At 69.7% G+C, this 21382-nt stretch carries 13 protein-coding genes; 7 read left to right on the top strand and 6 right to left on the bottom strand.

All coding sequences use genetic code 11. The annotated features are described in order from the left end of the window. Positions 1-2: 2 nt before the first annotated feature. Positions 3-590, bottom strand: a complete 588-nt coding sequence (gene hisB, locus KEG38_RS44125; protein WP_272426761.1) for an imidazoleglycerol-phosphate dehydratase HisB — start codon at positions 588-590, stop codon at positions 3-5. Between the two features lie 48 nt (positions 591-638). Between hisB and KEG38_RS44120 the strand changes: the two genes are divergently transcribed. The 4 genes from KEG38_RS44120 (at position 639) to KEG38_RS44105 (ending at position 8649) form a co-directional block, all read left to right on the top strand. Beyond that, positions 639-1400, top strand: coding sequence for a nuclear transport factor 2 family protein (locus tag KEG38_RS44120; protein ID WP_272426760.1), 762 nt, complete (start codon positions 639-641; stop codon positions 1398-1400). A gap of 66 nt (positions 1401-1466) precedes the next feature. After that, on the top strand, positions 1467-3866 hold the full coding sequence (gene lon / locus KEG38_RS44115) for an endopeptidase La (RefSeq protein WP_272426759.1): 2400 nt from the start codon (positions 1467-1469) through the stop codon (positions 3864-3866). Further along, complete coding sequence (locus KEG38_RS44110; RefSeq protein WP_272426758.1) at positions 3863-6193, top strand: tetratricopeptide repeat protein; 2331 nt, start codon at positions 3863-3865, stop codon at positions 6191-6193. The genes lon and KEG38_RS44110 overlap by 4 nt, the downstream gene beginning before the upstream one ends. An 11-nt stretch (positions 6194-6204) precedes the next feature. Continuing rightward, on the top strand, positions 6205-8649 hold the full coding sequence (locus KEG38_RS44105) for an ATP-binding protein (RefSeq protein ID WP_272426757.1): 2445 nt from the start codon (positions 6205-6207) through the stop codon (positions 8647-8649). A gap of 45 nt (positions 8650-8694) precedes the next feature. On the opposite strand, the gene KEG38_RS44100 is transcribed toward KEG38_RS44105, so the two are convergent. Beyond that, the gene (locus KEG38_RS44100) at positions 8695-9981 is read right to left on the bottom strand and encodes a tetratricopeptide repeat protein (protein WP_272426756.1); all 1287 of its coding nucleotides are present in this window, start codon (positions 9979-9981) and stop codon (positions 8695-8697) included. 165 nt (positions 9982-10146) lie between these two features. Here KEG38_RS44100 and KEG38_RS44095 point away from each other — a divergent pair, with 165 nt between their 5' ends. Both KEG38_RS44095 and KEG38_RS44090 read left to right on the top strand, forming a co-directional pair. Next, positions 10147-14133 (top strand): serine/threonine-protein kinase, encoded by a 3987-nt coding sequence (locus KEG38_RS44095; RefSeq protein WP_272426755.1) that lies wholly within the window; start codon positions 10147-10149, stop codon positions 14131-14133. Between the two features lie 17 nt (positions 14134-14150). Further along, positions 14151-15029 (top strand): PAS domain-containing protein, encoded by an 879-nt coding sequence (locus KEG38_RS44090; RefSeq protein ID WP_272426754.1) that lies wholly within the window; start codon positions 14151-14153, stop codon positions 15027-15029. 6 nt (positions 15030-15035) lie between these two features. On the opposite strand, the gene KEG38_RS44085 is transcribed toward KEG38_RS44090, so the two are convergent. The 3 genes from KEG38_RS44085 to hisS are packed head-to-tail and all read right to left on the bottom strand — an operon-like array spanning position 15036 to position 18896. Then, entirely contained in the window at positions 15036-15851 is an 816-nt protein-coding gene (locus KEG38_RS44085) for a hypothetical protein (RefSeq protein WP_272426753.1), read from the bottom strand. Between the two features lie 52 nt (positions 15852-15903). Continuing rightward, positions 15904-17610, bottom strand: coding sequence for a hypothetical protein (locus tag KEG38_RS44080; RefSeq protein ID WP_272426752.1), 1707 nt, complete (start codon positions 17608-17610; stop codon positions 15904-15906). Beyond that, positions 17607-18896 carry a histidine--tRNA ligase gene (hisS, locus tag KEG38_RS44075; protein WP_272426751.1) on the bottom strand — a complete coding sequence of 430 codons (1290 nt, stop codon included), beginning with the start codon at positions 18894-18896 and terminating at the stop codon, positions 17607-17609. The genes KEG38_RS44080 and hisS overlap by 4 nt, the downstream gene beginning before the upstream one ends. A gap of 14 nt (positions 18897-18910) precedes the next feature. Here hisS and ruvX point away from each other — a divergent pair, with 14 nt between their 5' ends. Then, positions 18911-19546, top strand: coding sequence for a Holliday junction resolvase RuvX (gene ruvX, locus KEG38_RS44070; RefSeq protein ID WP_308215648.1), 636 nt, complete (start codon positions 18911-18913; stop codon positions 19544-19546). Here ruvX and KEG38_RS44065 read toward each other — a convergent pair. Then, the gene (locus KEG38_RS44065) at positions 19543-21159 is read right to left on the bottom strand and encodes a serine/threonine-protein kinase (RefSeq protein ID WP_272426749.1); all 1617 of its coding nucleotides are present in this window, start codon (positions 21157-21159) and stop codon (positions 19543-19545) included. The genes ruvX and KEG38_RS44065 overlap by 4 nt on opposite strands. Between the last annotated feature and the right edge of the window lie 223 nt (positions 21160-21382).

Below are 21382 nucleotides of genomic sequence, written 5' to 3'. Positions count from 1 at the left end.
GGCTAGAGGCTCCCCTTCGTCGAAGGCACCCCGGCCACGCGTGGATCGATCCGCGTCGCTCGCATCAGTGCCTTCGCGAAGGCTTTGAAGCTGATCTCGATGATGTGGTGCAGGTTCTCGCCCTCGTGCATTTTGAGGTGCAAGTTGCACTGTGCCGACCGGGCGAACGCTTCGAAAAACACCGGGACGAGCTCCACGTCGAACGTCCCGACCTTCGCCTTCGGGAGCGGCACGCGAAACACGAAATACGCTCGACCCGAGAGATCGAGCGCGCACGTCACGAGCGCCTCGTCCATCGGCAACGTCGCCTCGCCGTACCGAGCGATCCCGGCCTTGTCCCCGAGCGCCTGCGCGACGGCCGAGCCGAGCACGATCCCGAGATCCTCGGTCGTGTGGTGCCCGTCGATCTCCACGTCTCCCTGCGCCTCCACGGTCAGGTCGAAGAGCCCGTGCCGCGCGATCTGATCGAGCATGTGCGAGAGGAACGGCAGCGGCGTCGAGATGCGGCTTTTTCCGGTGCCGTCCAGATCGATCTCGACGGCGATGCGGGTCTCGTGGGTGACTCGTTCCACCCGAGCAACGCGCGGCATGGCGGGCATCCTAGCTCCTTTCGTCCGTAGATGTGTTATGCCCGCCTCGTGAAGCTCTCCGCCTGGCTCGTCGCCTTCGCGCTCCTTGGCGCCGCCTGCAGCCCGAGCACCCTCGTCCAGCAAGGGCCGAGCGACACGCTCCGCGCCTACGCGCGCGCCCTCGAAGAAGGCCGCGTGGACGACGCCTACCGCCTGCTCTCCGACGACGCCAAGCGCTCGATGTCCCTCGAAGCGTTTCGCCGCGCGGTGAAGGAGAGCCCGGACGAAGTCATCGAGATCGCCCGCGCCGTCTCGCGTCCCGCGAGTGATCCGCTCGTCACGGCGACCGTGAGCTTGCCGAACGGCGACGAGCTGCTCCTCGTCTACGAGGACGGCAAATGGCGCATCGACGCCGCCGCGATCGACCTCTACAGCCAGGCCACGCCGCGCCAGGCCCTCGCGGGCTTCTTGCGGGCCTTCGAGCGCAAGCGGTACGACGTCATCCTCCGCTACGTCCCCGACGCCGAAAAAGAAGGCATCACGCTCGGCGAAGAGCCCGCGCCCGCCGCGCCCGCCGAGAACGCGCCGGCCGGAAAAACCGCCGCGCCCGCGCAGAAGACGACCGGCACGGAGCTCACAGCGGAAAAACTCCGCACGGCCTGGGAAGGCCCGCAGAAGGACCAGATCAACCGCATCGTCCAGGCCATTCGCACCGCGCTCCCGACGGCCGTCATCGAGGAGACCGGGGACAGCGCATCGATGTCCTACGGCGCCGGCGGTACGGTCGCTTTGATCCGCGAGCACGGGCTCTGGAAAATTCGCGACTTCTGACGCGGCCCGCAACGGACCTGCGCGTTACGAGCAGGTCCGCAAAAAATGTACTAGGGTGTCGCGCGTATGGCCTCGAACGGCGCGCCCCCCTCTCGACCACCCTCTTCCTCGGGTGAGGATAGCGTCCCGATCCTCCCGCTGCGGAATTCCGTATTGTTTCCGATGTCGGTGGTCCCGATCAACGTCGGACGTCCTCGGAGCGTCCGGCTCGTCGAGGATCTCCTCGGACGTGAGCGGGCCCTGGTCGGCGTCATCAGTCAGCGTTCGCCCGAGATCGACGAGCCCACGTTCAAGGAGCTCTACACGGTCGGGACGATCGCGCGGGTCGTGAAGGTGATCCGCCTCGGACCGAGCAACTACTCCGTCGTCCTGAACGGGCTCGGCCGGTTCCGCGTGAAGAACATCGTCGCGCTCGAGCCGTACATGCGCGCGAAGATCGAGCGCATCCCCGAGTCGCTCGTCCGCGATGTCGAGCTCGACGCGCTCGGCACGGGTCTGCGCGAGGCGACGCGCGAGGTCCTGCAGCTCATGCCGAACCTGCCGCGCGACACGGCGGGCATCCTCGACAACGTCCGCGAGCCCGGCGCGCTCGCCGACCTCATCGCCTCGAACTTCCCGCAGGCGCAGGCGTCCGTCGCGGACAAGCAGGAGATCCTCGAAGCTTTCGACGTGAAGGCCCGCGTGCGGCTCGTGCTCGCGATGGTCGGCCGCCAGCTCGAGGTGCTGCGCGTGAAGAAGGAGATCTCCTCCATGGTCCAGGAGGAGATGGGCAAGAGCCAGCGCGAGTACATCCTGCGCCAGCAGATGAAGAGCATCCGCGAGGAGCTCGGCGAGGCGGGCGAGGACGACGAGATCGAGGAGCTGCGCGAGCGGGTGCGCCGCGCGAAGGTCCCGACCGAGGTCGAGAAGGTCGTGAAGAAGCAGCTCGGCCGTATGCGCTCGATGGCGCAGCAGTCGGCCGAGTACAACGTCACGCGGACGTACGTCGAGTGGATCGCGGATCTGCCGTGGTCGAAGACGACGGTCGATCGCATCAGCGTGCAGGAGGTGCGCCGTTGCCTCGACGAGGACCACATGGGCCTCGAGAAGGTGAAGAAGCGCATCGTCGAGTACGCCGCGATCCGGCAGCTCCGGGCCGATAAGAAGGGCCCGATCCTGCTCTTCATCGGGCCGCCCGGCGTCGGCAAGACCTCGCTCGGCCGCTCGATCGCCCGCGCGATGGGTCGGCAGTACGAGCGCATCGCGCTCGGCGGCGTGCGCGACGAGGCCGAGATCCGCGGCCATCGCCGCACGTACGTCGGCGCCTTGCCGGGCCGCATCCTGCAGGCGCTGAAGAAGGCCGGCACGAAGAACCCGGTGCTCGTCCTCGACGAGGTCGACAAGATGGGCGTCGACCTGCGCGGCGATCCGGCGGCGGCGCTGCTCGAGGTGCTGGATCCCGAGCAGAACTCGACGTTCCAGGATCACTACCTCGACATGCCGTTCGACCTGTCGCAGGTGATGTTCCTGGCCACGGCGAACAACCGCGACACGATCCCGCCGGCGCTCTTCGACCGCATGGAGGTCATCGAGGTTCCGGGCTACACGCGCACGGACAAACTCGGCATCGCGCGCGAGTTCCTCGTGCCGAAGCAGCTCTCGGCGCACGGCCTCACGGACGAGCGGCTCGAGTTCACCGAGCCCGGCATCGCCACGCTGATCGATCACTACACGCGCGAGGCCGGCGTGCGCGGGCTCGAGCGCGAGATCGCGGCGGTTTGTCGGGCCACGGCGGTCAAGCTCGCCGAGGGCAACGCGGTGCTCGAGGTCGTCTCGCCCGAGCATGTCGAGAAGGTCCTGGGACCGCACAAGCATCGTCCCGAGATCGCGGAGCGGAACCTCGATCCCGGCGTCGCCACGGGCCTCGCGTGGACGCCGACGGGCGGCGAGATCCTCTTCATCGAGGCCACGAAGATGCCCGGCAAGGGCAACGTCGTGCTCACCGGCAACATGAAGAACGTGATGCAGGAGTCCGCCACCACGGCCGTCTCCTTCGTCCGCAGCAAGGCCGGCGAGCTGCACCTCGATCCCGAGTGGCTGAAGAACATCGACCTGCACGTGCACATCCCGAAGCACGGCACGCCGAAGGACGGGCCGAGCGCGGGCGTGACGATGTTCACCGCGGTCTGCTCGCTCCTGCTCGGCTGCCCGGTGCGCTCGGACGTCGCGATGACGGGCGAGATCTCGCTGCGCGGCCGCATCATGAGCGTGGGCGGCGTGAAGGAGAAGCTGCTCGCCGCGCACCGCGCCGGCATCAAGCACGTCATCATCCCGGCGAAGAACCGCAAGGACCTCGAAGACGTGCCGCAGGACATCCTCGACGAGGTCAAGGTGACGCTCGTCAACGCGATGGATGAGATCCTCCCGCTCGTGCTCGAACCGCCGCGACAAACGACCGTGAGCACGCCGCCGCCGCCTCAGGCGTGAAACACCACCTCGAACGACTGCGGAGCGCACGGCCGTCCTCGATCGGGATCGGGGCGGTCGTGCTGCTCGTGGGCGCGATCGGCTTTTTGCCGCTGTTCGACGGGCCCGGCTACGAGAGCGCGCTCGCCGCGGGCCTCGTCGTGCCGAGCATCGCGGCGATCACGACGGCGCTCGAAACGAGCAAGGCGCGGCCTTCGCCGTTCGACGCGTTTGCCTCGGGGCTCGCGCGGGGCGCGCTCTTCGCGGGCGTCGCGTGGCTCGTCACGCTCGTCCACGGCCTGCGCGCGGGGTTTTGTGATCCGCTCTCGGGCTCGGTCCTGTTCGCCCTCGGCCCTGGGGTCGGCGCGCTGCTCGCGGGCGCCTGGGGTGCGGTGGCGGGCGAGATCGCGGGGCGCGTGAAGCGAAGGCGGCTCGCGGCGGTGCTACTCGCGCTCGCGGCACCCGCGGCGTCCGTCTGTGTCTCGCTCGTCCGCTTCTACACGAGCCCGATGGTCTTCGCGTACGACCCGTTCGTCGGCTACTTCAGCGGCAGCCTCTACGACACGGTCATCGACGCTTCGGGGCTTTATGCGTACCGCGTCGGCTCGGCTGCGACGCTTCTCGCGGGCGCCGTGCTCGCGGCGCACCTCGACCGCACGGACGAAGGGAAGCTCGCGCGCCGTTCGATCAGCCGGCCGAGCGCGCTCGTGCTCGGCGTGTTCGCGGCCGCGGCGAGCCTCGGGATGACGTTCTTCGGTCATCGCCTCGGGCACTGGCACACGCCTGCGAGCATCGCCGAGACGCTCGGCGGCAAGGTCGAGAGCGAGCGTTGCGACGTCGTCTACCCGCGCGGCATGGCCCGCGAGGACGCGCTCCGCTTCGCGCGCGACTGCACCGCGCACGTCGTCGCGCAGGAGGCGTGGCTGGAGACGAAGGGTCCCGCGAAGATCACCGCGTACCTCTTCGCCGATCCCGCGCAAAAAGGCGCGCTCATGGGCGCGGCCGACACCTACATCGCCAAGCCCTGGCGCAGCGAAGTTTACGTCCAGCAGAACGGCTACCCGCACCCCGTGCTCGGCCACGAGATCGCGCACGTGATGGCCGGATCCTTCGGCCGCGGACCCTTCCGCATCGCCGGCAGCCTCGGCGGCCTCTTGCCGAACCCCGGCCTCATCGAGGGCATCGCCGTCGCGACCTCGCCGCACGAGGGCGCGCTCTCGGCCCGCGAGTGGGCGAAGGCCATGAAGGACCTCGGCAAGCTGCCCAAGCTCTCGCGCCTCTTCGCGCTCGGGTTTCTCGGGGAAAACTCCAGCGTCGCGTACACGGCGAGCGGCGCGTTCGTGGGGTTCGTCAAGGAACGCTATGGCGCGGCGGCGGTGCGCGCGTGGTACGGCGGCGGATCGCTGCCCGAGATCACGGGCGCGAGCTGGGACGAGCTCGAACGTGCGTTCCACGAGGATCTCGATCGCGTGGTGCTCCCCGAGGCGGCCGCGGCCCAGGCGCGCGCGCGCTTCGAGCGGCCCGGGATCTTCGGCCGGCGATGCCCACACGTGGTCGACGCCTGCCGCAAGCGCGCCGAGGAGCAGAGGGCCCGCGGTGACGACGAAGGCGTGATCGAGGCGCTCCGCGAGGCCCTCGCGCTCGATCCCGGCGAGAGCGGCGCGCGCGTGTCCATCGCACGCGCCCTCGTTCGGCTGGGCAAACCCGACGCCGGCAAGGCCGAGCTCCAGGCGATCGCCGACGACACGCGTTTTCCCCGCCACGTCCGGGACCGCGCGCTGGAGGAGCTCGGCGACCTCGCGCTCGCGGACGGCGATCACGAGCGCGCGATGGTGCATTATCGCGAGGTCATGTCCCGCACCGTCGAAGAGGATCAGCTCCGCACCCTCGACGTGAAGCTCGAAGCCGCGCAGAACGCGCGCGGCAAGGACGCGATCGTCGCGCTGCTCGTGGGCACGAAGGGCCGCGGGCCCGACAAGGTGCGCGCCGCGGAGGAGCTCGGCGCCTGGGCCGCGAGCTCGCCGGACGACGGTTTGCCCGACTACCTGCTCGCGCGCGCGTACGTGGGCAGCGGCGACTTCGCCGAGGCCGCCCGGCGGCTCGATCGTGCGCTCGGGCGCCGCCTCGTGATCGGCCGGGTCGCCGCCGAGACCGAGCGCCTTCGCCTGGTCACGGCCTGCGCGCTCGAAGATCGTCCCACCGCCGAACGGATGACGCTCGCCTACGTCGCGCGGAGAGATGTGCCACGCGCGCGCCGCGAGGCCGCGGCGAGCTTGTATGCTCGTTGCACGGGCGCACCCGCGCCGGCCGTCCCCGAGGCCACGAAGGCCGGGGGCGCGCTTCCATGAGGGAGGGATCGGTGCCCGATCTGGACAAACTCGTCGTCCTCAACGCCGTGCTGCGCGTGGCGGCTCGTCACCCGAGCCTGCTCGCGCCGGCGGCGTTCGAGGACCTCTCGCGCGCGCTCGCGGCGCACATCAAGTTTGCCTCCGTCGCCGTGCTCATGCCGGACGACGAGGGCTACCAGCGCTTCTACACCGACAACGCCGATCCGAACCTGCCCGGCAACGTCCGCTTCGGCGCCCGCATCCCCTTCGATCCGAACTTCTACCAGCGCGTCTACGTCGAGGTTCGTCCGTACATCTGCGACGACACGCGCCTCGGCAACGAGATCGAGCGTTCGGTCGGCGAGGTTGGCTACCGGTCCTACGTGGCCGTGCCCGTACGCTCGCCGGACGGCAAGCGCGCGCTCGCTTCGTTCTCCGTGACCTTCGCGGAACCGGGCGCCGCGCGCGGCGCGCCCGTCGACATCATCGAGGAGATCGGGGACATCATCGGCGCGAGCATCGAGCGTTCCCTCCGATCCGCGCGGGAGCGAAGGCTCGCGATGATCCTCGACACCTCGGGGGACGCGATGCTCGCCTGGGATCGCAGCGGCCGCGTGACCGACGCGAACGCCGCCGCGCTCGCGCTCACGGGCCACACGCGCGAGGAGCTCATCGGCCGGAAGATCGGATCGCTCCTCGATCCCGAGCCTGATCCGACCGTGGGTTTGCCGCAGCCCGACGCGCGCCTCGGGCTCGTCACGCGCACGCCCGCAGGCGAAGCACGACGTTTGCCCGTGGCCGCGACGATCACGGCCGTGGAGGACGATCCGCTCGTCGCCTGCCACGCGCTTCTGCGTGATCTCTCGGCGTGGGAGGCGAGCGAGCGTGAGGTGGTCGCGCACCTCGCGCGCATCCGCGAGCTCGAAGAGCAGCACCGCACGCTGCTCGACAACGCCCCACTCGTGATCTTCCGGCTCGATCCGAGGACACTCGAGCTCGTCTATCTGAACCACTGCGCCGAGCGTTTGCTCGGTGTTCCGCTCGACGAGGCGCTCGCGACGCCCGGGTTTCTGTGCGGGGTGCACGTCGATCAGGAGGGAGCCGCCGCGTACGACGAGGCCGTCCTCCGGGCCCGCGCGGGCATGCGTTCCTCGCCGTACGAGGCCCGCCTCGCGCGCCGCGGCGCGCATGCGATCACGGCGCGCGGCACGATCTACCCGCTCGTCGGCAAGGGCGGCGAGGTCGTCGCGATCGAGGGCCTCTTCATGGACGTGAGCGTCGAGCACGCCGCGCGCACGCGCCTCATCCAGGCCGATCGCCTCTCCACGCTCGGCACGCTCGCCGCCGGCGTCGCGCACGAGATCAACAACCCCGCCGCGTTCATCCTGCTCGGCCTCGACATGATGGCCCGCATGCTCGACGGCCCCGGCGTCGATCTCGGCCCCACCGTCTCCGAGCAAGTGCGCCACATGCTCGGCGAATTGCGCGACTCCACGCGGCGTATCGTCGACATCGTCCGCGACCTCCGCATGTTCGCCCGCGCGCCGGCCGGCACGCGCCGCATCGCGGTCGACGTGAACCGCACTGTCGAGAGTGCCCTCTCGCTCACGCGGGGACAGATCATCGAGCGCGCGCGGATCGTCCGCGACCTCGGCGACGTGCCGCCCGTCATCATCGACGAGGGTCGGCTCGGGCAGGTGCTCGTGAACCTGCTCGTCAACGCGGCGCAGGCGATCCCGCGCAATGCGCCCGGCGAGCCCGCCGTCACGGTCACGACGCGCAGCGAGGATCCACGCACGGTGGAGATCGACGTGCGGGACACGGGCGTGGGGATCTCGCCGGAGATCCTCGATCGCATCTGGGATCCGTTCTTCACGACGAAGGAGCCCGGCGCGGGCACGGGCCTCGGGCTTTCGATCAGCCGCGAGATCATCGAGCGCAGCGGCGGCCGCATCTACGTCGAGAGCCCGATCGAGGGCGAAGATCCGCCGCGCGGCGCGCGCTTCGTGATCGTGTTACCTGCCGCAGGAAGGGGCGACTCGTCGATCCCACCGATGCCGTCGACGCCGCCGCGCTCGATCAAGAGCGGCGTGCGTGTGCTCGTGGTCGAGGACGAGGCGCCGCTCGCGCGCGCGCTCGCGGAAGAGATCGGCCGTGTGCACGAGGTCTCGGTGGCGGGCGGGGCGCAGGGCGCGTTCGAGGCGCTGTCGGCGCAGCGGTTCGACGTGATCCTTTGTGATCTCAGGATGCCCGGGATGAGCGGCGAGGCGTTTTACGAGAAGGTCGCCGCGGACAAACCCGAGGTCGCGAGGCGTTTCGTGTTCATGACGGGCGTCGGTTTCGGCGCCGACGTGGAGCGGTTCCTCGCGGAGTCGGGGCGGCCGGTGCTGGAGAAGCCGTTCTCCGCGGAGGATGCGCTCGCGGTGATCCAGAAGGTCGTCACGCGGCACGGGCGGGCGCTCGGGGCAGGGCGGTAAACCGCGCCTGGTTGTCGCGCCGCTACATTTTCCTGAAAAACTCGTTTACCCCTGGCTCGACGCGGCCTGGAGCTCGTCCCAGAGCGCCGCATCCCCGAGCTCCGCCCCTCGCTCCGCGTCCGCTCTCGCCTCGTCCGCGCGCCCCATCCGCAAAAGCGCCCGCCCTCGCCACACGAACGCCGTCGCGTATTCGGGATCCAGCGCAATCGATTGCTCCGCGTCCGCGATACACGCCGCGTCGTTCCCCTGATCGAAATAAGCCTCCGCTCGATTCGACAGCACCCGCGCCGCCTCGGGCGCGAGCTCCAGCGAGGCCGTGTAATCGGCGATCGCCCCCTCCACGTCGCCCCCGAGGTGCCGCGCGATCCCGCGGGTATCGAACCCGTCCGCGTCCGGCTCCAGGTAAATCGCCCACGATGCGTCCGTGATCGCGCGATCGAGCTCTCCCGCTTCGAGCCATGCCGTCGCGCTCGCACGATAGGCCGCCGCGATCGCCGCCGCGTCCCGCACGCCCCACGTCCACGCCCGCGCCTGCCGCGCGTCCGCGAGCGCGTCCGCGACCCGCTCCTCTTCGAGCGCTTGCAGCGCCGAATCCGCGTGCACGGCGATCTGCTCGATCCGGGTCGCCTCCGGCGCCGCGAGCACCGTCGATTCGAGCCGGTTCATGAACCGCTGCGCCTCGCCTCCCTCGTCGAACTCGTAAAACACCGGTTCGTCCTCGACCGTGAACGTCGGCATGTCGTGCGCGACCGCGAACGCCAGCGCCGCGAGGCCGAAGCCGTGCGTCTCCGACAAGGCCGCCTGGAGCTGCCCGAGCCGCGTATCCCGATCGAAGAGCCGATCGAGCAGCTCCTCCGTCTCCTCTGCCTGCAAAAATTCGAGCGAGAGCGATGCCTCCTCGGGCAGGGCCGCCTGGATCGTCGCGAGCAGCGCGCCCCACTCGTCCTTGCGCAGCTCCCACACGAAGGGCAGGGACCAGCGCACGCGCGCGCCTTCCTGCCCGCTGCTTCGCCGCGCGCGGATGCGTTCGTCCGCTTGCCTGACGCGGGCGAGCAGGTGCCCGAGGACGAGGTCGAGATCCGCGGTGGAGGGCAGGCTGACGAGGTCCTCGCCGTACGGCAAAAAGAGCTCCGGCGCGGATTCGCCGAGCTCTGCCAGGAACGCGTCCTCGTCGTCGAGAGGCGCGCCTTCCTCGTCGACGAGCTCGAAGCGCGGCGCGCAGAACATCCGCCCGACCCCGAGGACGTGCTCGAGGAGCGGGAACGTCGTGAAGCTCCGGTACTCGAAATCCGCGTCACCGATGAGGAAATGGCCCATGCGCGCACGCATCATGCGCCGCCGGAAGGTGCGCGAGCAAGGGGGGGAGGCGCGCTTTCGCGGAAGGCTTGTCATGGAGTCGCCGCTGACCCCGAGCGCCCGGGTCGATCGGGTACGTGTGCGGAGCGCCGCGAAATGACTTGGATGATCGCGCATCCGCCCGGATAGAATTCCTGGGCGATGTTGAAGCCAGGGATGCGGGTTGCCGCGCGCTTCGAGCTCGAAGATCACACGATTTCGGGCGGGATGGCCACGATCTACCGCGCGCGCGATCTCGAGTCGGGCGCCGTGGTCGCGGTCAAGGTCCTCGGCGGGCGCAACGTGCGCGAGATGGAGCGCTTCTCAGCCGAAGCCGTGCTGCTCGCCGAGCTCCGGCACCCAGGCATCGTCCGGTACGTGTCGCACGGATCGCTGCCCCAAGGAGAGCTCTTCCTCGTCATGGAATGGCTCGAAGGCGAGGACCTCTCCGATCGTCTCGCGCGCGGTCGCCTGCCGCTCGACGAGGCGATCCGGCTCGCGCGGCGCGTGGCCGACGCGCTCGGAGCCGCGCACGCGCGCGGGATCGTTCATCGCGACGTGAAGCCGAGCAACGTGTTCCTGCCGCGCGGCGATGTCGACGAGGCGAAGCTGCTCGACTTCGGCATCGCGCGCCTCGGCTACGGCCGGACGCTCGCGACACGCACGGGGACGCTGCTCGGAACGCCCGGGTACATGGCGCCCGAGCAAGCACAAGGACGCAAGGACGTCGACGCGCGCGCCGACGTGTTTTCCCTCGGCGCGATGCTCTTCGAGTGCCTGACGGGGCGGCCCGCGTTCGCCTCGGAGCAGCTCATGGCCACGCTCTCGCGCATCCTGTTCGAGGAGCCGCCGCGCGTGCGCACGATCCGCAGCGAGACGCCGGTCGCGCTCGATCTCCTGGTCTCGTCGATGCTCTGCAAGGATCCCGCGGGCCGGCCGCGCGACGGAGCGATGGTCGTCGCCGCGCTCGACGCACTCGGGCCTCTGCCCGGTGGGCCGCCGAGCAGCGGGCTCGTGAGCTCGTCCGTGATGAGTCGGCCGGCGATCACGGTGCGCGAGCAGCAGCTCCTCTGCGTCGTGCTCGCGACGAGCACGTTCTCGAAGACGATCGCGGACGGTGACGCCACCGAGACCGACGTGACGCTCACACCGGGGATGATGGCCGAGGCGATCATGCGCCGCAGCCTGCCGAGCCTGAGCGGCGACGCGGTGAGCGGCACCGCGGGCACGCTCGACGATCTGAACGGCGTCGCGGCCGCGTACGGCGGCAAGCTCGAGCGGCTCGTCGACGGCTCGCTGCTCACGGTGTTCACGGGCGCCGCGGCCGCGATCGATCTCGCGGCGCGGGCCGCGCGAGCGGCGATGGCGATGCGCGAGCTCTTGCCAGGCGTTCCGATCGCGGTGGCGACGGGGCGTGGCCTCGTGGCGCAGCAGCTCCCGGTCGGCGACGCCGCGGAGTCGGCCGCGCGTACGCTCTCCGCGGCGCGCCGCGAAGGCGTGCGCATGGAGGGGCAGGTGTTCGTCGACGAGGTGACGGCAGGCCTGCTCGACGCGCGCTTCGACGTACGAGAAGACGGGCCGACGCGGGTGCTCGAAACCGTGCGGGATCGGGCCGACGCGGCGCGCACGCTGCTCGGCAAGCCGAGCCCGTGCGTGGGGCGCGAGCGCGAGATCAGCACGCTCGTTGCGATCATGGAGGAGAGCATCGGCGAGCCGATCGCGCGGGTCGCGCTGGTGACGGGGCCCGCGGGCGTCGGCAAGTCGCGCGTCGCGACGGAGGTGCTGCGCAGGCTCGACGCGGCGGGGCACGATCCGGAAGTGTGGGTCGCGCGTGGTGATCCGATGGCCGCGGGCTCGACGTTCGGCATGCTCGCGCAGCTCGTGCGCGCCGCCGCGAACATCGAGGTCGGCGCGCTCGCGGCCGTGCAAGAGGAAAACCTCCTCGCACGTGTCTCGTCGTGCGTCCCGGCCGAGGACGTCGTGCGCGTGACCGTCTTCCTCGGCGAGATCCTCGGCCTGCGTTTGCCCGCGGAGCGTAGCCACCTGCTCGCCGCGGCGCGCGCGGACGCGATGCTGATGGGTGATCAGATGCGCCGCGCGTTCGAGGACTGGCTCTTCGCCGAGTGCACGCAGAAGCCCGTGCTGCTCCTGCTCGACGATCTGCATTTCGGCGATCTGCCGACGGTGCGGCTCATCGACGCGGCGCTGCGCCACGCGCGGGAGAAGCCGCTCTGCGTGCTCGCGCTCGCACGTCCGGAGATCTCGCGTGTGTTCCCGCGCCTCTGGGAGGAGCGCGGCATGCAGGAGGTCCGCCTCGGCGAGCTCGGGCGGCGCGCGAGCGAGCAGCTCTGCAAGGTTTGGCTCGGCAACACCGTGACGCCGGACCTCACGGCGCGCATCATCGAGCGCGCGGCGGGCAATCCGTTTTACCTCGAAGAGATCGTGCGCGCGGTGGCCTCGGGCCGCGGCGACGCGCTGCCCGGCACGGTGCTCGCGATGGTGCAAGCGCGCCTCGAAGAGCTCGAGGCCGTCGAGCGCCGCATCCTCCGCGCCGCCAGCGTGTTCGGCGACGTCTTCTGGCCCGCGGGCGTGGCTGCGCTCATCGGCGGCGAGAAGAAAGAGGCGTCGGTGCGCGAGGCGCTCGGCATGCTCGTCGAGCGCGAGCTCGTCCTGCGCCGGACCTCGCGTAGGTTTCTCGAGCAGGAGGATCACGCCTTCCGCAACGCGCTCGTGCGCGAGGCGGCGTACGCGACGCTCACGGACGCCGATCGCATGCTCGGCCATCGCCTCGCAGCCGCGTGGCTCGAATCGGTGGGCGAGACCGAGGCGATGGTGCTCGCGCAGCACCACGAGCGCGGCGGCGATCTGATCCGCGCGGCGTCGTGGTACGCGCGCGCGGCGGAGACGGCGCTCGAAGGCAGCGACTTCGAGGCCGTGATCGAGCGCAGCGAGCGGGCGATCACCTGCGGGGCGCAGGGCGAGGAGCTCGGTCGCCTCAGGCTGCGTCAGGCCGAGGCGTATCGCTGGCAAGGCAAGTTCGCCGAGGCCGAGGAGCGAGGCCTCGAGGCGATCCACATCCTGCCCGCGGGCAGCGATCCGTGGCTCTTCGCGGTCGGCGAGATGGCGAGCGTGTTCGGCAAGCTCGGCAGCGTCGAGCGCGTCGAGGTCCTCGGCGACGCGCTGCTCACGGTCGCGTGCATGCAGGAGGCGCCCGTGAGCGACGGCCACATCGCGGCGCTCTCGCGCACCTCGACGTCGGCGCTCTTGCTCGGCAAGAACGAGCTCGCGGAGTCGCTGTTCAAGGAGCTCGAGAGGCTCGCGGGGAATTCGCAGCAGCCGCTGGCCGTGGGCTGGCGCGAGCGCGCGCGGGCGTTCCGCGCGCCGTTCGTCGGCGAGACGGGCGCATCCGCGCGGTACTTCGCGCTCTCGGCCGAGGGGTTCGAGAAGGCCGGCGACGTGCGGAACGCGTGCCTGCAGCGTGCGAACTACGGCGCGTCCTGCCTGGAAGTCGGCGACTGGAGCGGCGCGGAGAAAGCGCTCGTGCCGGCGATCGTGGACGCCGAGCGCATGGGCGCCAAGCACATCGTCTCGTCGGCGCAGCGTGACCTCGGGTATGCGCTCGCGCGGATGAGCCGGCTGGAAGAGGCGAAGACGCTCGAAGAGCAGGCCGTCACGGAGTTCGCGGCGCACGGCGATCGCCGGCTCGAAGGCGTGGGGCGCGACGAGCTCGCGACGATCCACCTGATGATGGGCGACCTCGCGGAGGCGGAGGCCGAGGCGCGGCGCGCGGTGGATCGGCTCGCGGTCGCACCGCCGTACCTCTGCCACGGGCACGCGACGCTCGCGCGGGTGCTGCTCGCCGTGGGCAACGTGGAAGAGGCGCTCGCGAACGCGCGCGCATCGCGCAAGCTGCTCGCGGAGGTGGGCGCGCTCGAAGAGGGCGAGGGGCTCGTGCGGCTCATCCTGGCGCGCGCGCTCCACGCAGCGGGTCAGGTGGAAGAGGCGCGCGCCGTGATCGCGGAGGCGTTGCAGGAGATCGAGCGTCGCACCGCGACGATCACGGATGCGGACGCGCGACGGACGTTCGTCGCGATCCCCGAGCACGTGGAGACGCGCGAGATCGCGCAGGCCTGGGGGATCACGGGCTGAGGGGGTAGGGGGGCATCGTGAGCGTCGCGGCATTCCTCCTTCCGAGCATCGAGCGAGCCGACTGGAAGACGTTCCTGCTCCTCCAGCTCGTGCTCGACACGATCCCCGATCCCATCTTCGTCAAGGACCGCGATCACCGGTTGATCGCCTGCAACCAGGGGTTTTGCCGCCTGGTCGGTCAGCGGTACGAGGTGCTGATCGGCGCGAGTGATCCCGACTTCATGCCGAAGGAACAGGCCGAGGTCTTCTGGCACTTCGACGACGTCGTGTTCTGCAGCGGTCAGCCGAACGAGAACGAGGAGCTCGCCACGAGCTCGGACGGCGTGACGCGCACGATCTGGACGCGCAAGTTCCCGCTGCGGAACGTCGGCGGCGAGGTGGTGGGCCTCTGCGGCATCGTCACCGATATCACGACGATGAAGGAGCGCCTGCAACGGGCCGAGCGGCTCGAAGCGGAGAACCGCGAGCAACGCGCGGTCATCGAAGCGCAGACCACGATGCTCGACCGGATGAGCATGCCGGTGCTCCAGGTCGGGCGGGGCGTGCTCCTCATGCCGCTGGTCGGCGAGATGAACGATCGGCGGGCCGAACGCGCGCTGCAGACGTTGCTCGGCGCGATTCACGAGCGGGGCGCCGAGATCGTGATCCTCGATGTGACGGGCGTCCCGACCTTCGACACGGCGGTCGCGGCGCACCTCGCGCGCGCGGTGCAAGCGGCGGAGCTGCTCGGCTGCCAGAGCGTGCTCGTGGGCATCGGCCCGGAGATCGCGCGGACGCTCGTGGAGCTCCAGGTGGATTTCGGGCGCATCACGACGCGGTCCACCCTGGAGGACGGGATCTCGTTCGCGATGAAACAACGCGTCCGGCGAAAAGGGCCGCCCACCGGACGCGCTTGAATCGCGTCAGGGGCTGGGTGTCGACAGCGGTTGCTGCCGCGTGCTTGCCTCGTTTTTGGCCATCGGAGCGGCGGGGTGCGAGGCGCGGAGGATCTTGTCGAGCTCGCCGGTGACGCCGTCCGCCCATTTCGTGGCGGCCTCGATACCGGCCGGGAAAAATCCGTAATGCCAGCCGTCGCCGCCGTCGGGGTAGGACGAGAACTTGCGGCTGTCGACGAGGTGACAGGCGGGCGCGGCCTTCGGATCCTCCTCGGCGGCCTTGATGCCGGCGCGTAGCATTGCGTAGACCTTGTCGCCGAAGCCCGGCGACCATTTTCGCATCGAGGGCGGACCGATCCACACGCAGACGGTATTCGGATGCGACTTGATTCGCCGGATCGTCTGCTCGACGCTCCCGACCTGGAGCGAAGGCTCCCCGGGCATGTTGCTGCCGAGCCCGACGAGCACGACCTGCTTTTCATACGTGCCGGGCGGCGCGAGCAATTCGTCGAGCGTCGGCGCGCGCAGCTTGCGCTCGGGCAACCGGACCCGTGCGACGATCGGCGATTTGTCGCAGCTATGGTAATGGTAGCCTCTCCGCGATACCTTCGCGGTGATGAGCCACTCCGTCGACGCGCCGCCGAGCGTGTAGCTCTCGAGCTCGGCGTCTTTTTGCGAAAGGAGCCAGCCGTCGATCCGGTCGCCGAACGCCGTGAGTCCGTGCGAATCGTAGACCGTGACGAATCGAACCCGCCCGCACGGCGCTGCCTGCGCCTCCTCCCGGGTCACGAGGAGCGAGGCGACCGCGATCCCCAGCGTGAGCGCGCGACGAAAAGCAAGCACACGCCTACGTTACCACGCCATTCGACGCGCGGAAAGGCCTCGCGTGGCCGAGCTATTTGCTGAGCGTGATCGGGATATAGGCGAGGCGCATCTTGGACATCGTCCCCTCGCGCGTATACCCCGCCAAACCGTAGAGGACGTTCCACCAGTGGCCGACGGGCGATTGGCCGTACGAGAAGAACGGGAAGAAGTGGAATTCCCATTCGGATCCGCCCGGGACCTTCTTCTCGCGATAGAACGTGTTCAGCGCGAGCTGCGAGACGCCGTCCTGGTCGGCGAAGCGGAAGAAGCCCGGGAGCACGACGGTCGCGCGCGACGTCGGCGAGGCGAAATCCCACACGAACGGCGCGAGCACGAGGTGCGACGATTGATGCGTGCGCCCCATGTGGAAGATGGGGAAGAGGTTCGCCGCCCAGCCCGTGGTGTCCGTGCGATAGCGGAAGAGCGGCGTGATCCAGGTCTCGTCGCTGAGGCCGTATCGCTGGAATCGGCCATAGAAGGGGAAGACCGCGAGCTCCTTGCCGCGCGGCGATTCGCCCTTGTAGAAGAATGGGAAGAAGAGCTTCCGATCGAGCCCGATGTCCGGATCACGATAATGCCAGTAGAGCGGCGTGATCATCTCGAGCTCGGTGCGGCCCTGGTAATGGGCATAGCCCCAGGTCGCGAACGTCTTTTCGCCCTTCTCGCCGCGCTCCCACCAGAAGAGCGGCGTCACGAGGCGCGAGGCGTTGCCCTCGTAGCCATAATGAAAGAACGGGAAGACCGTGAGGTGTTCCTTGTTCTTGCCCCAGGTATGCCAGTAGAACGGCACGACGTGGCGGCTGTCGCTTTCGTTATCGTGGCGGCGGATGTAGGGGCCCCAGACGTTGAGCCAGCTCTCGCCGATCTCGTTGTAACGATAGTAATGGAGGAGCGGCGGGATGATCTCGTATTCGGTCGTCTCGTTCCGGCCGTAGAAATAAAGAGGCGCGACGCCGAGGTCGATGTCGTCGGCGGTGCGCGTGTCGCACGCGGGGCCGCCCTTCCATTTGCAGAACATCGGGCCGACGATGTCGAGGCCGTCGTGATCCGTGTGCTGCGTGAACGTGAGCAGCGGCGGGATGTGCAGGTAACTCTTCGTCCCCGTCTTTCCCTCGAAGAAAAGCGGGGGCAGGATGTTCATGTGGCTCGCCGGCTGCTTCGCCGTGGCCTCACGCTCCTGGTGCACGTACGGACCGATGACCGTCGTGCGGGTCTGGCCGTCACGGAGTCGCCAGAACAGCGGGAAAAGGACGTCGGCGTCGGCCTTGGGGCTGCGACGGTTGTAATAAAAGAGGCCGAAGAGGCTGGCGCGGTCCTTCTCTTGCGGCTTTTTCCACTCGGCCCACAGGGGAAAGAGCGTGCGAAATTCGTATTTCGGGCTCTTCTCCGAATACCACAGGCCATAAAAACGCCGCTCGGACGGCGAAAGCGGCGGGGTCGCCTCCGGATCGGAGCTCGATCCGAGGCGCTTCGCCACGGCCGGCGGGACCGCGAGCGGATCCTGCGGCAGCGAGGGCTCCTGCGTCTGCATCTGCGGAGCGTCCTCGGCGCCGGAGGCGGCGTGCGTCTGCGGCTGGTCCGATGGCGGCTGCTTCGGGCGCCCCTGCGAGGGAGGTGGACCACCTCCAGGCCCGCCCGGGCCCATGCCGCCTTGTGCGAGCGCGAGCCCCGGGACCGCGACGAGCGCCGCGATCACGAGGGAGGCCAGCGAGGCGCCACGCCTTCGAAGGACGCTCACCGCGCCTCGCCCGGCGGAGGAGAAACCTCGGCCCGCGCCCGCGCCGCGAGGACGTCCGCCGCATCCGCGAGCGGTACCTCGTCCTGCTTGTGTGCCGCAAGATCCTTCACCGACACGACGCCCCGTTCGAGCTCGCCGTCGCCGAGGATCACGCAGAGCTTCGCGCCGAGCGAATCGGCGCGGCGGAGCATCGCCTTGAGGCGTCCGCCGCGTCCGTCGACCTCGACACGCACGCCGCGCGCGCGGAGGTCGCGGCCGAGCACGAGCGCGCGGCTCGTGCACGTGTCCGAGAGGGGCGCGATGTAGATCGCGGGGCGCTCGCGCGAGGCTTCGCCGGGCATCAACGTGAGCAGCCGCTCGATGCCCATCGCGAAGCCGATCGCGGGCACGCTCGGGCCACCAAGGCCCTCGATCATGTTGTCGTAGCGGCCTCCACCGACGACCGTGCTCTGCGCGCCGAGATCACCGGCGGTCGTGACGAACTCGAAGAGCGTGCGCGTGTAGTAGTCGAGTCCGCGCACGAGCGTGGGGTCGACGATGTACCGAACGTCGAGCGCATCGAGGTGGCGGCGCACGCCCGCGAAGTGCGCGGCGTCGGCCTCGTCGAGCAGCTCGAGGATCGAGGGCGCGCCCTTCGAGGCCTCGCGATCACGCGGGTCCTTCGAGTCGAGGATGCGCAGCGGGTTCTTCTCCAGCCGGCGCTGCGAGTCCTCGGAGAGTTTGTCCTTCATCGGCGTGAAGTACGCGACGAGCGCGTCGCGATACCGCGCGCGTGTGCCCGACGCGCCGAGCGAGTTCAGCCGCACCTCGATGTTGCTGATGCCGAGCCCGCTGCTGAGCAGCGAGAGGATCATCTCGATCATCTCGGCGTCGGCGAGCGGCCCCGCGTCGCCGTAGAGCTCGCAGCCCGCCTGATAAAACTGCCGGTAGCGGCCCTTCGCCGGGCGTTCGCCGCGGAACATCGGGCCGAGGTAGTACCAGCGCGAGACGGGCTCCTTCGTGTGGATCTTGTGCTCGACGTACGCGCGCGCCGCGCCGGCCGTGCCTTCGGGGCGCACGGTGAGCTCGTCTCCGTGACGCGCGAACGAGTACATCTCCTTCTCCACGACGTCGGTCGTCTCGCCGATCTGCCGCGAGAAGAGCGCGGTGTGCTCGAGGATCGGCGTGCGCACCTCGTCGTAGCCGTACCGAGCGACGTGCTCGCGGAACGCCTGCTCGAGGCGCTGCCAGCGCGCCGCCTCGTCCGGCAGGATGTCGTTCATCCCCTTGACCGCGCGAAGTTCCATGTCCGCCGCGGCTTATGGTCGGAGAGCCGAGAAGGGTCAAGCTCTGCCGACCTCTTGACGTACGACGGGGTCTGTCCTCCCTTGTCTCGGGTATGGGAGAGCGTCCTGGCCGTCCCCCGAACCCGAACGATGGGGGCTCCGCTCCGACAAGCGGAGCTGTGCCCCCAAACCCCCCGCGTGTATGTGCGCTCGACCTGGGCAAGGCCCGGGTGGGCGTGGCGATCGCCGACGAGCTCGGCCTGCTCGCGCACCCCCGGCCCCCACTCGACGGGCGCGATAAAAAGGCGCTGATTCGCGCCCTTGGCGAGCTCGCCCGCGAGGAAGGGGTGGGGCTCTTCCTGGTCGGCCTGCCGCTCGACATGTCGGGCGCATACGGCCCGATGGCCACGCGCGCCGCCGACCTCGCCCAGGAGATCAGCCAGGCCACGGGCGTGCCCGTGGAGCTCTTCGACGAGCGCTGGACGACCGTGGAGGCGGCCCGGAAGCTCCGGGAGGGCGGCACCTCGGCCAAGCGACAAAAAGGCGTCATCGACGGGATGGCCGCCGCCGTGATGCTCCAGGCCTACCTCGATCGGGCCCAGGGCCTCGGCAGCGCCGATGCGCTCGCCATGCCGCCGCCCCCGCCGCGCGGACGCGGTGGTAGGCGCTAGACCGCCTTCTTGTTGTCGCCGTCGAGCATCAGATGCGCGATCAGCGCCGCGACGAGCGCGATGACGAGCAGGAGCACATCCCACACAGGCCACGCCACGCCGACCGCGCGCCGGAGCAGCACGGACTCGATGAGCCGCACGAGCATCGAGCCGAACCCGTAGGCGCACAGGCCCACGACCACCGGGCGACGCAGCCGCCCGAGCAGCTCGATCGCCTTCACCGTGTTGCTCCAGACCGCCTTCCGCATGTGGCGGATGAACAGGATGATCGGCGTCGCGAGCGCGACCGGGATGAGGAGCAGGAGCAGGACGGACTCCGAGACGGTCAGGTTCGCCGTCGCGCCGCCGCCGCGCGTGATGCGGAAGATGGACGCCGCGGTCGTGATGAGGCCGCCGAGCGTGAAGAAGATGCCGAGCACCGTCATGAGCACGAGCATCGGCCGCGCCATCGTGGCCTCTTGCTGCTGCTTGATGAAGAGCGCCGACGGGCGCGCCGCGGTCCCGGTCCCGGTCGGATTCCCGACGGGGACCATCGCGGCGCTGGCTGGCTCCTCCGTGTCCCAGGGCGCGAGATCGGCGTCGAGCTCGGCCATGCTCTGGTGACGAGCGTCCGGCTCCTTGGCCATCGCGCGCTGGATAACCATCTCCAGCGTCTCGGGGATGCTCGGCTCGAGCGCGCGTGGCCGCTGCGGATCCTCGGAGAGCACGGCCATGAGTGTCGCCGCGGGATCGCCGTGATCGAAGGGACGCTTGCCCGTGAGCGCGCAGTAGAGCATCGCGCCGACGGCGTAGATGTCGGCGCGGTGGTCGACGCGGTGACCACGCGCTTGCTCGGGCGCCATGTACGCGGGCGTGCCCATGATCATGCCCGTGCGCGTGAGCGCCTTGCCGGTCGCGTTGTCCTCGATCTTCGAGATGCCGAAGTCGATCACCTTCGCCGTCGGGCGGGTCAGATCGCCGATGAGGAAGACGTTCTCCGGCTTCATGTCGCGATGCACGACGCCCTTCGCGTGCGCGGCGGCGAGCGCCTTGCAGACCTGGCGGACGATGCGCACCGCCTGCGGCACGGCCATCTTGCCCATCTGCGTGAGCAGGTCGGCGAACTCCTTGCCGTCGAGCAGCTCGCTGATGATGAAGGGGCGCCCGTCGGCCGTGCGATCGATGTCGTAGACGTCGATGACGTGGGGGCTCTTGATCTGCGCTGCGGCCTCGGCCTCGCGCTGGAAGCGGGAGAGCACGTCGGGCTGACGCGCGTACTCCGGGTGCAGCATCTTGATGGCGAAGCGCTTCGAGCCGATGCGTGTGTGGCGCGCCTCGTAGACGCGGCCCATGCCGCCTTCGCCGATCACGCGGACGATGGTGTACGACTCGCGCAGGGTCTGGCCGAGGAGCTCGTCGTGCGTCTCCTCCTGGAGCTCGGCGCCGTCCTTCGGGCAGACCTTGTACTCGCCCGGAAAACGGCTGTTGCACGTCGGGCATACGCGCTGGGCGGCGGCGATGCCTGCCACGAACGAGTCGGCCGATCCGTACCCGGTGGCCGCGGATCCGATCCCGGTGAGGTTCGTGGTCGCGGGGCCCACGACGATCGATGGCTGTGCCGAGGACGCAGCCATATGGGGAGAAGCCCCCGAATCGGGGGGCCGAAAATTGCCGGCCATCGCGACGCAGACTAGCGGAAGTCGGCTTCCCGAGGGTGACAATCCCACCGCCCACCCCGACTGTCCGCCTCCGTCCGGAGGAGCGCGTTGACCGAACGGACGAGATGCGTATACTCCGCCTCCGTTTTTCGTTCGGCCCGATCACGTGGGCACGCGCCGCTACGGGCGCGCGCTCGCC

The sequence above is a fragment of the Polyangium jinanense genome (genome assembly GCF_028435265.1).
Lineage (GTDB): Bacteria > Myxococcota_A > Polyangia > Polyangiales > Polyangiaceae > Polyangium > Polyangium jinanense.
Note: the sequence above shows the minus strand (reverse complement) of the source record. Positions and strands in the feature narration are given on the sequence as shown.

Bases quoted from the DNA above. Each gene is read 5' to 3' on its own strand.
- hisB (WP_272426761.1), bottom strand. From the start codon at position 590: ATGCCGCGCGTTGCTCGGGTGGAACGAGTCACCCACGAGACCCGCATC.
- lon (WP_272426759.1), top strand. From the start codon at position 1,467: ATGGCCTCGAACGGCGCGCCCCCCTCTCGACCACCCTCTTCCTCGGGT.
- KEG38_RS44100 (WP_272426756.1), bottom strand. From the start codon at position 9,981: ATGATGCGTGCGCGCATGGGCCATTTCCTCATCGGTGACGCGGATTTC.
- KEG38_RS44095 (WP_272426755.1), top strand. From the start codon at position 10,147: ATGTTGAAGCCAGGGATGCGGGTTGCCGCGCGCTTCGAGCTCGAAGAT.
- hisS (WP_272426751.1), bottom strand. From the start codon at position 18,896: ATGGAACTTCGCGCGGTCAAGGGGATGAACGACATCCTGCCGGACGAG.
- ruvX (WP_308215648.1), top strand. From the start codon at position 18,911: ATGGTCGGAGAGCCGAGAAGGGTCAAGCTCTGCCGACCTCTTGACGTA.
- KEG38_RS44065 (WP_272426749.1), bottom strand. From the start codon at position 21,159: ATGGCTGCGTCCTCGGCACAGCCATCGATCGTCGTGGGCCCCGCGACC.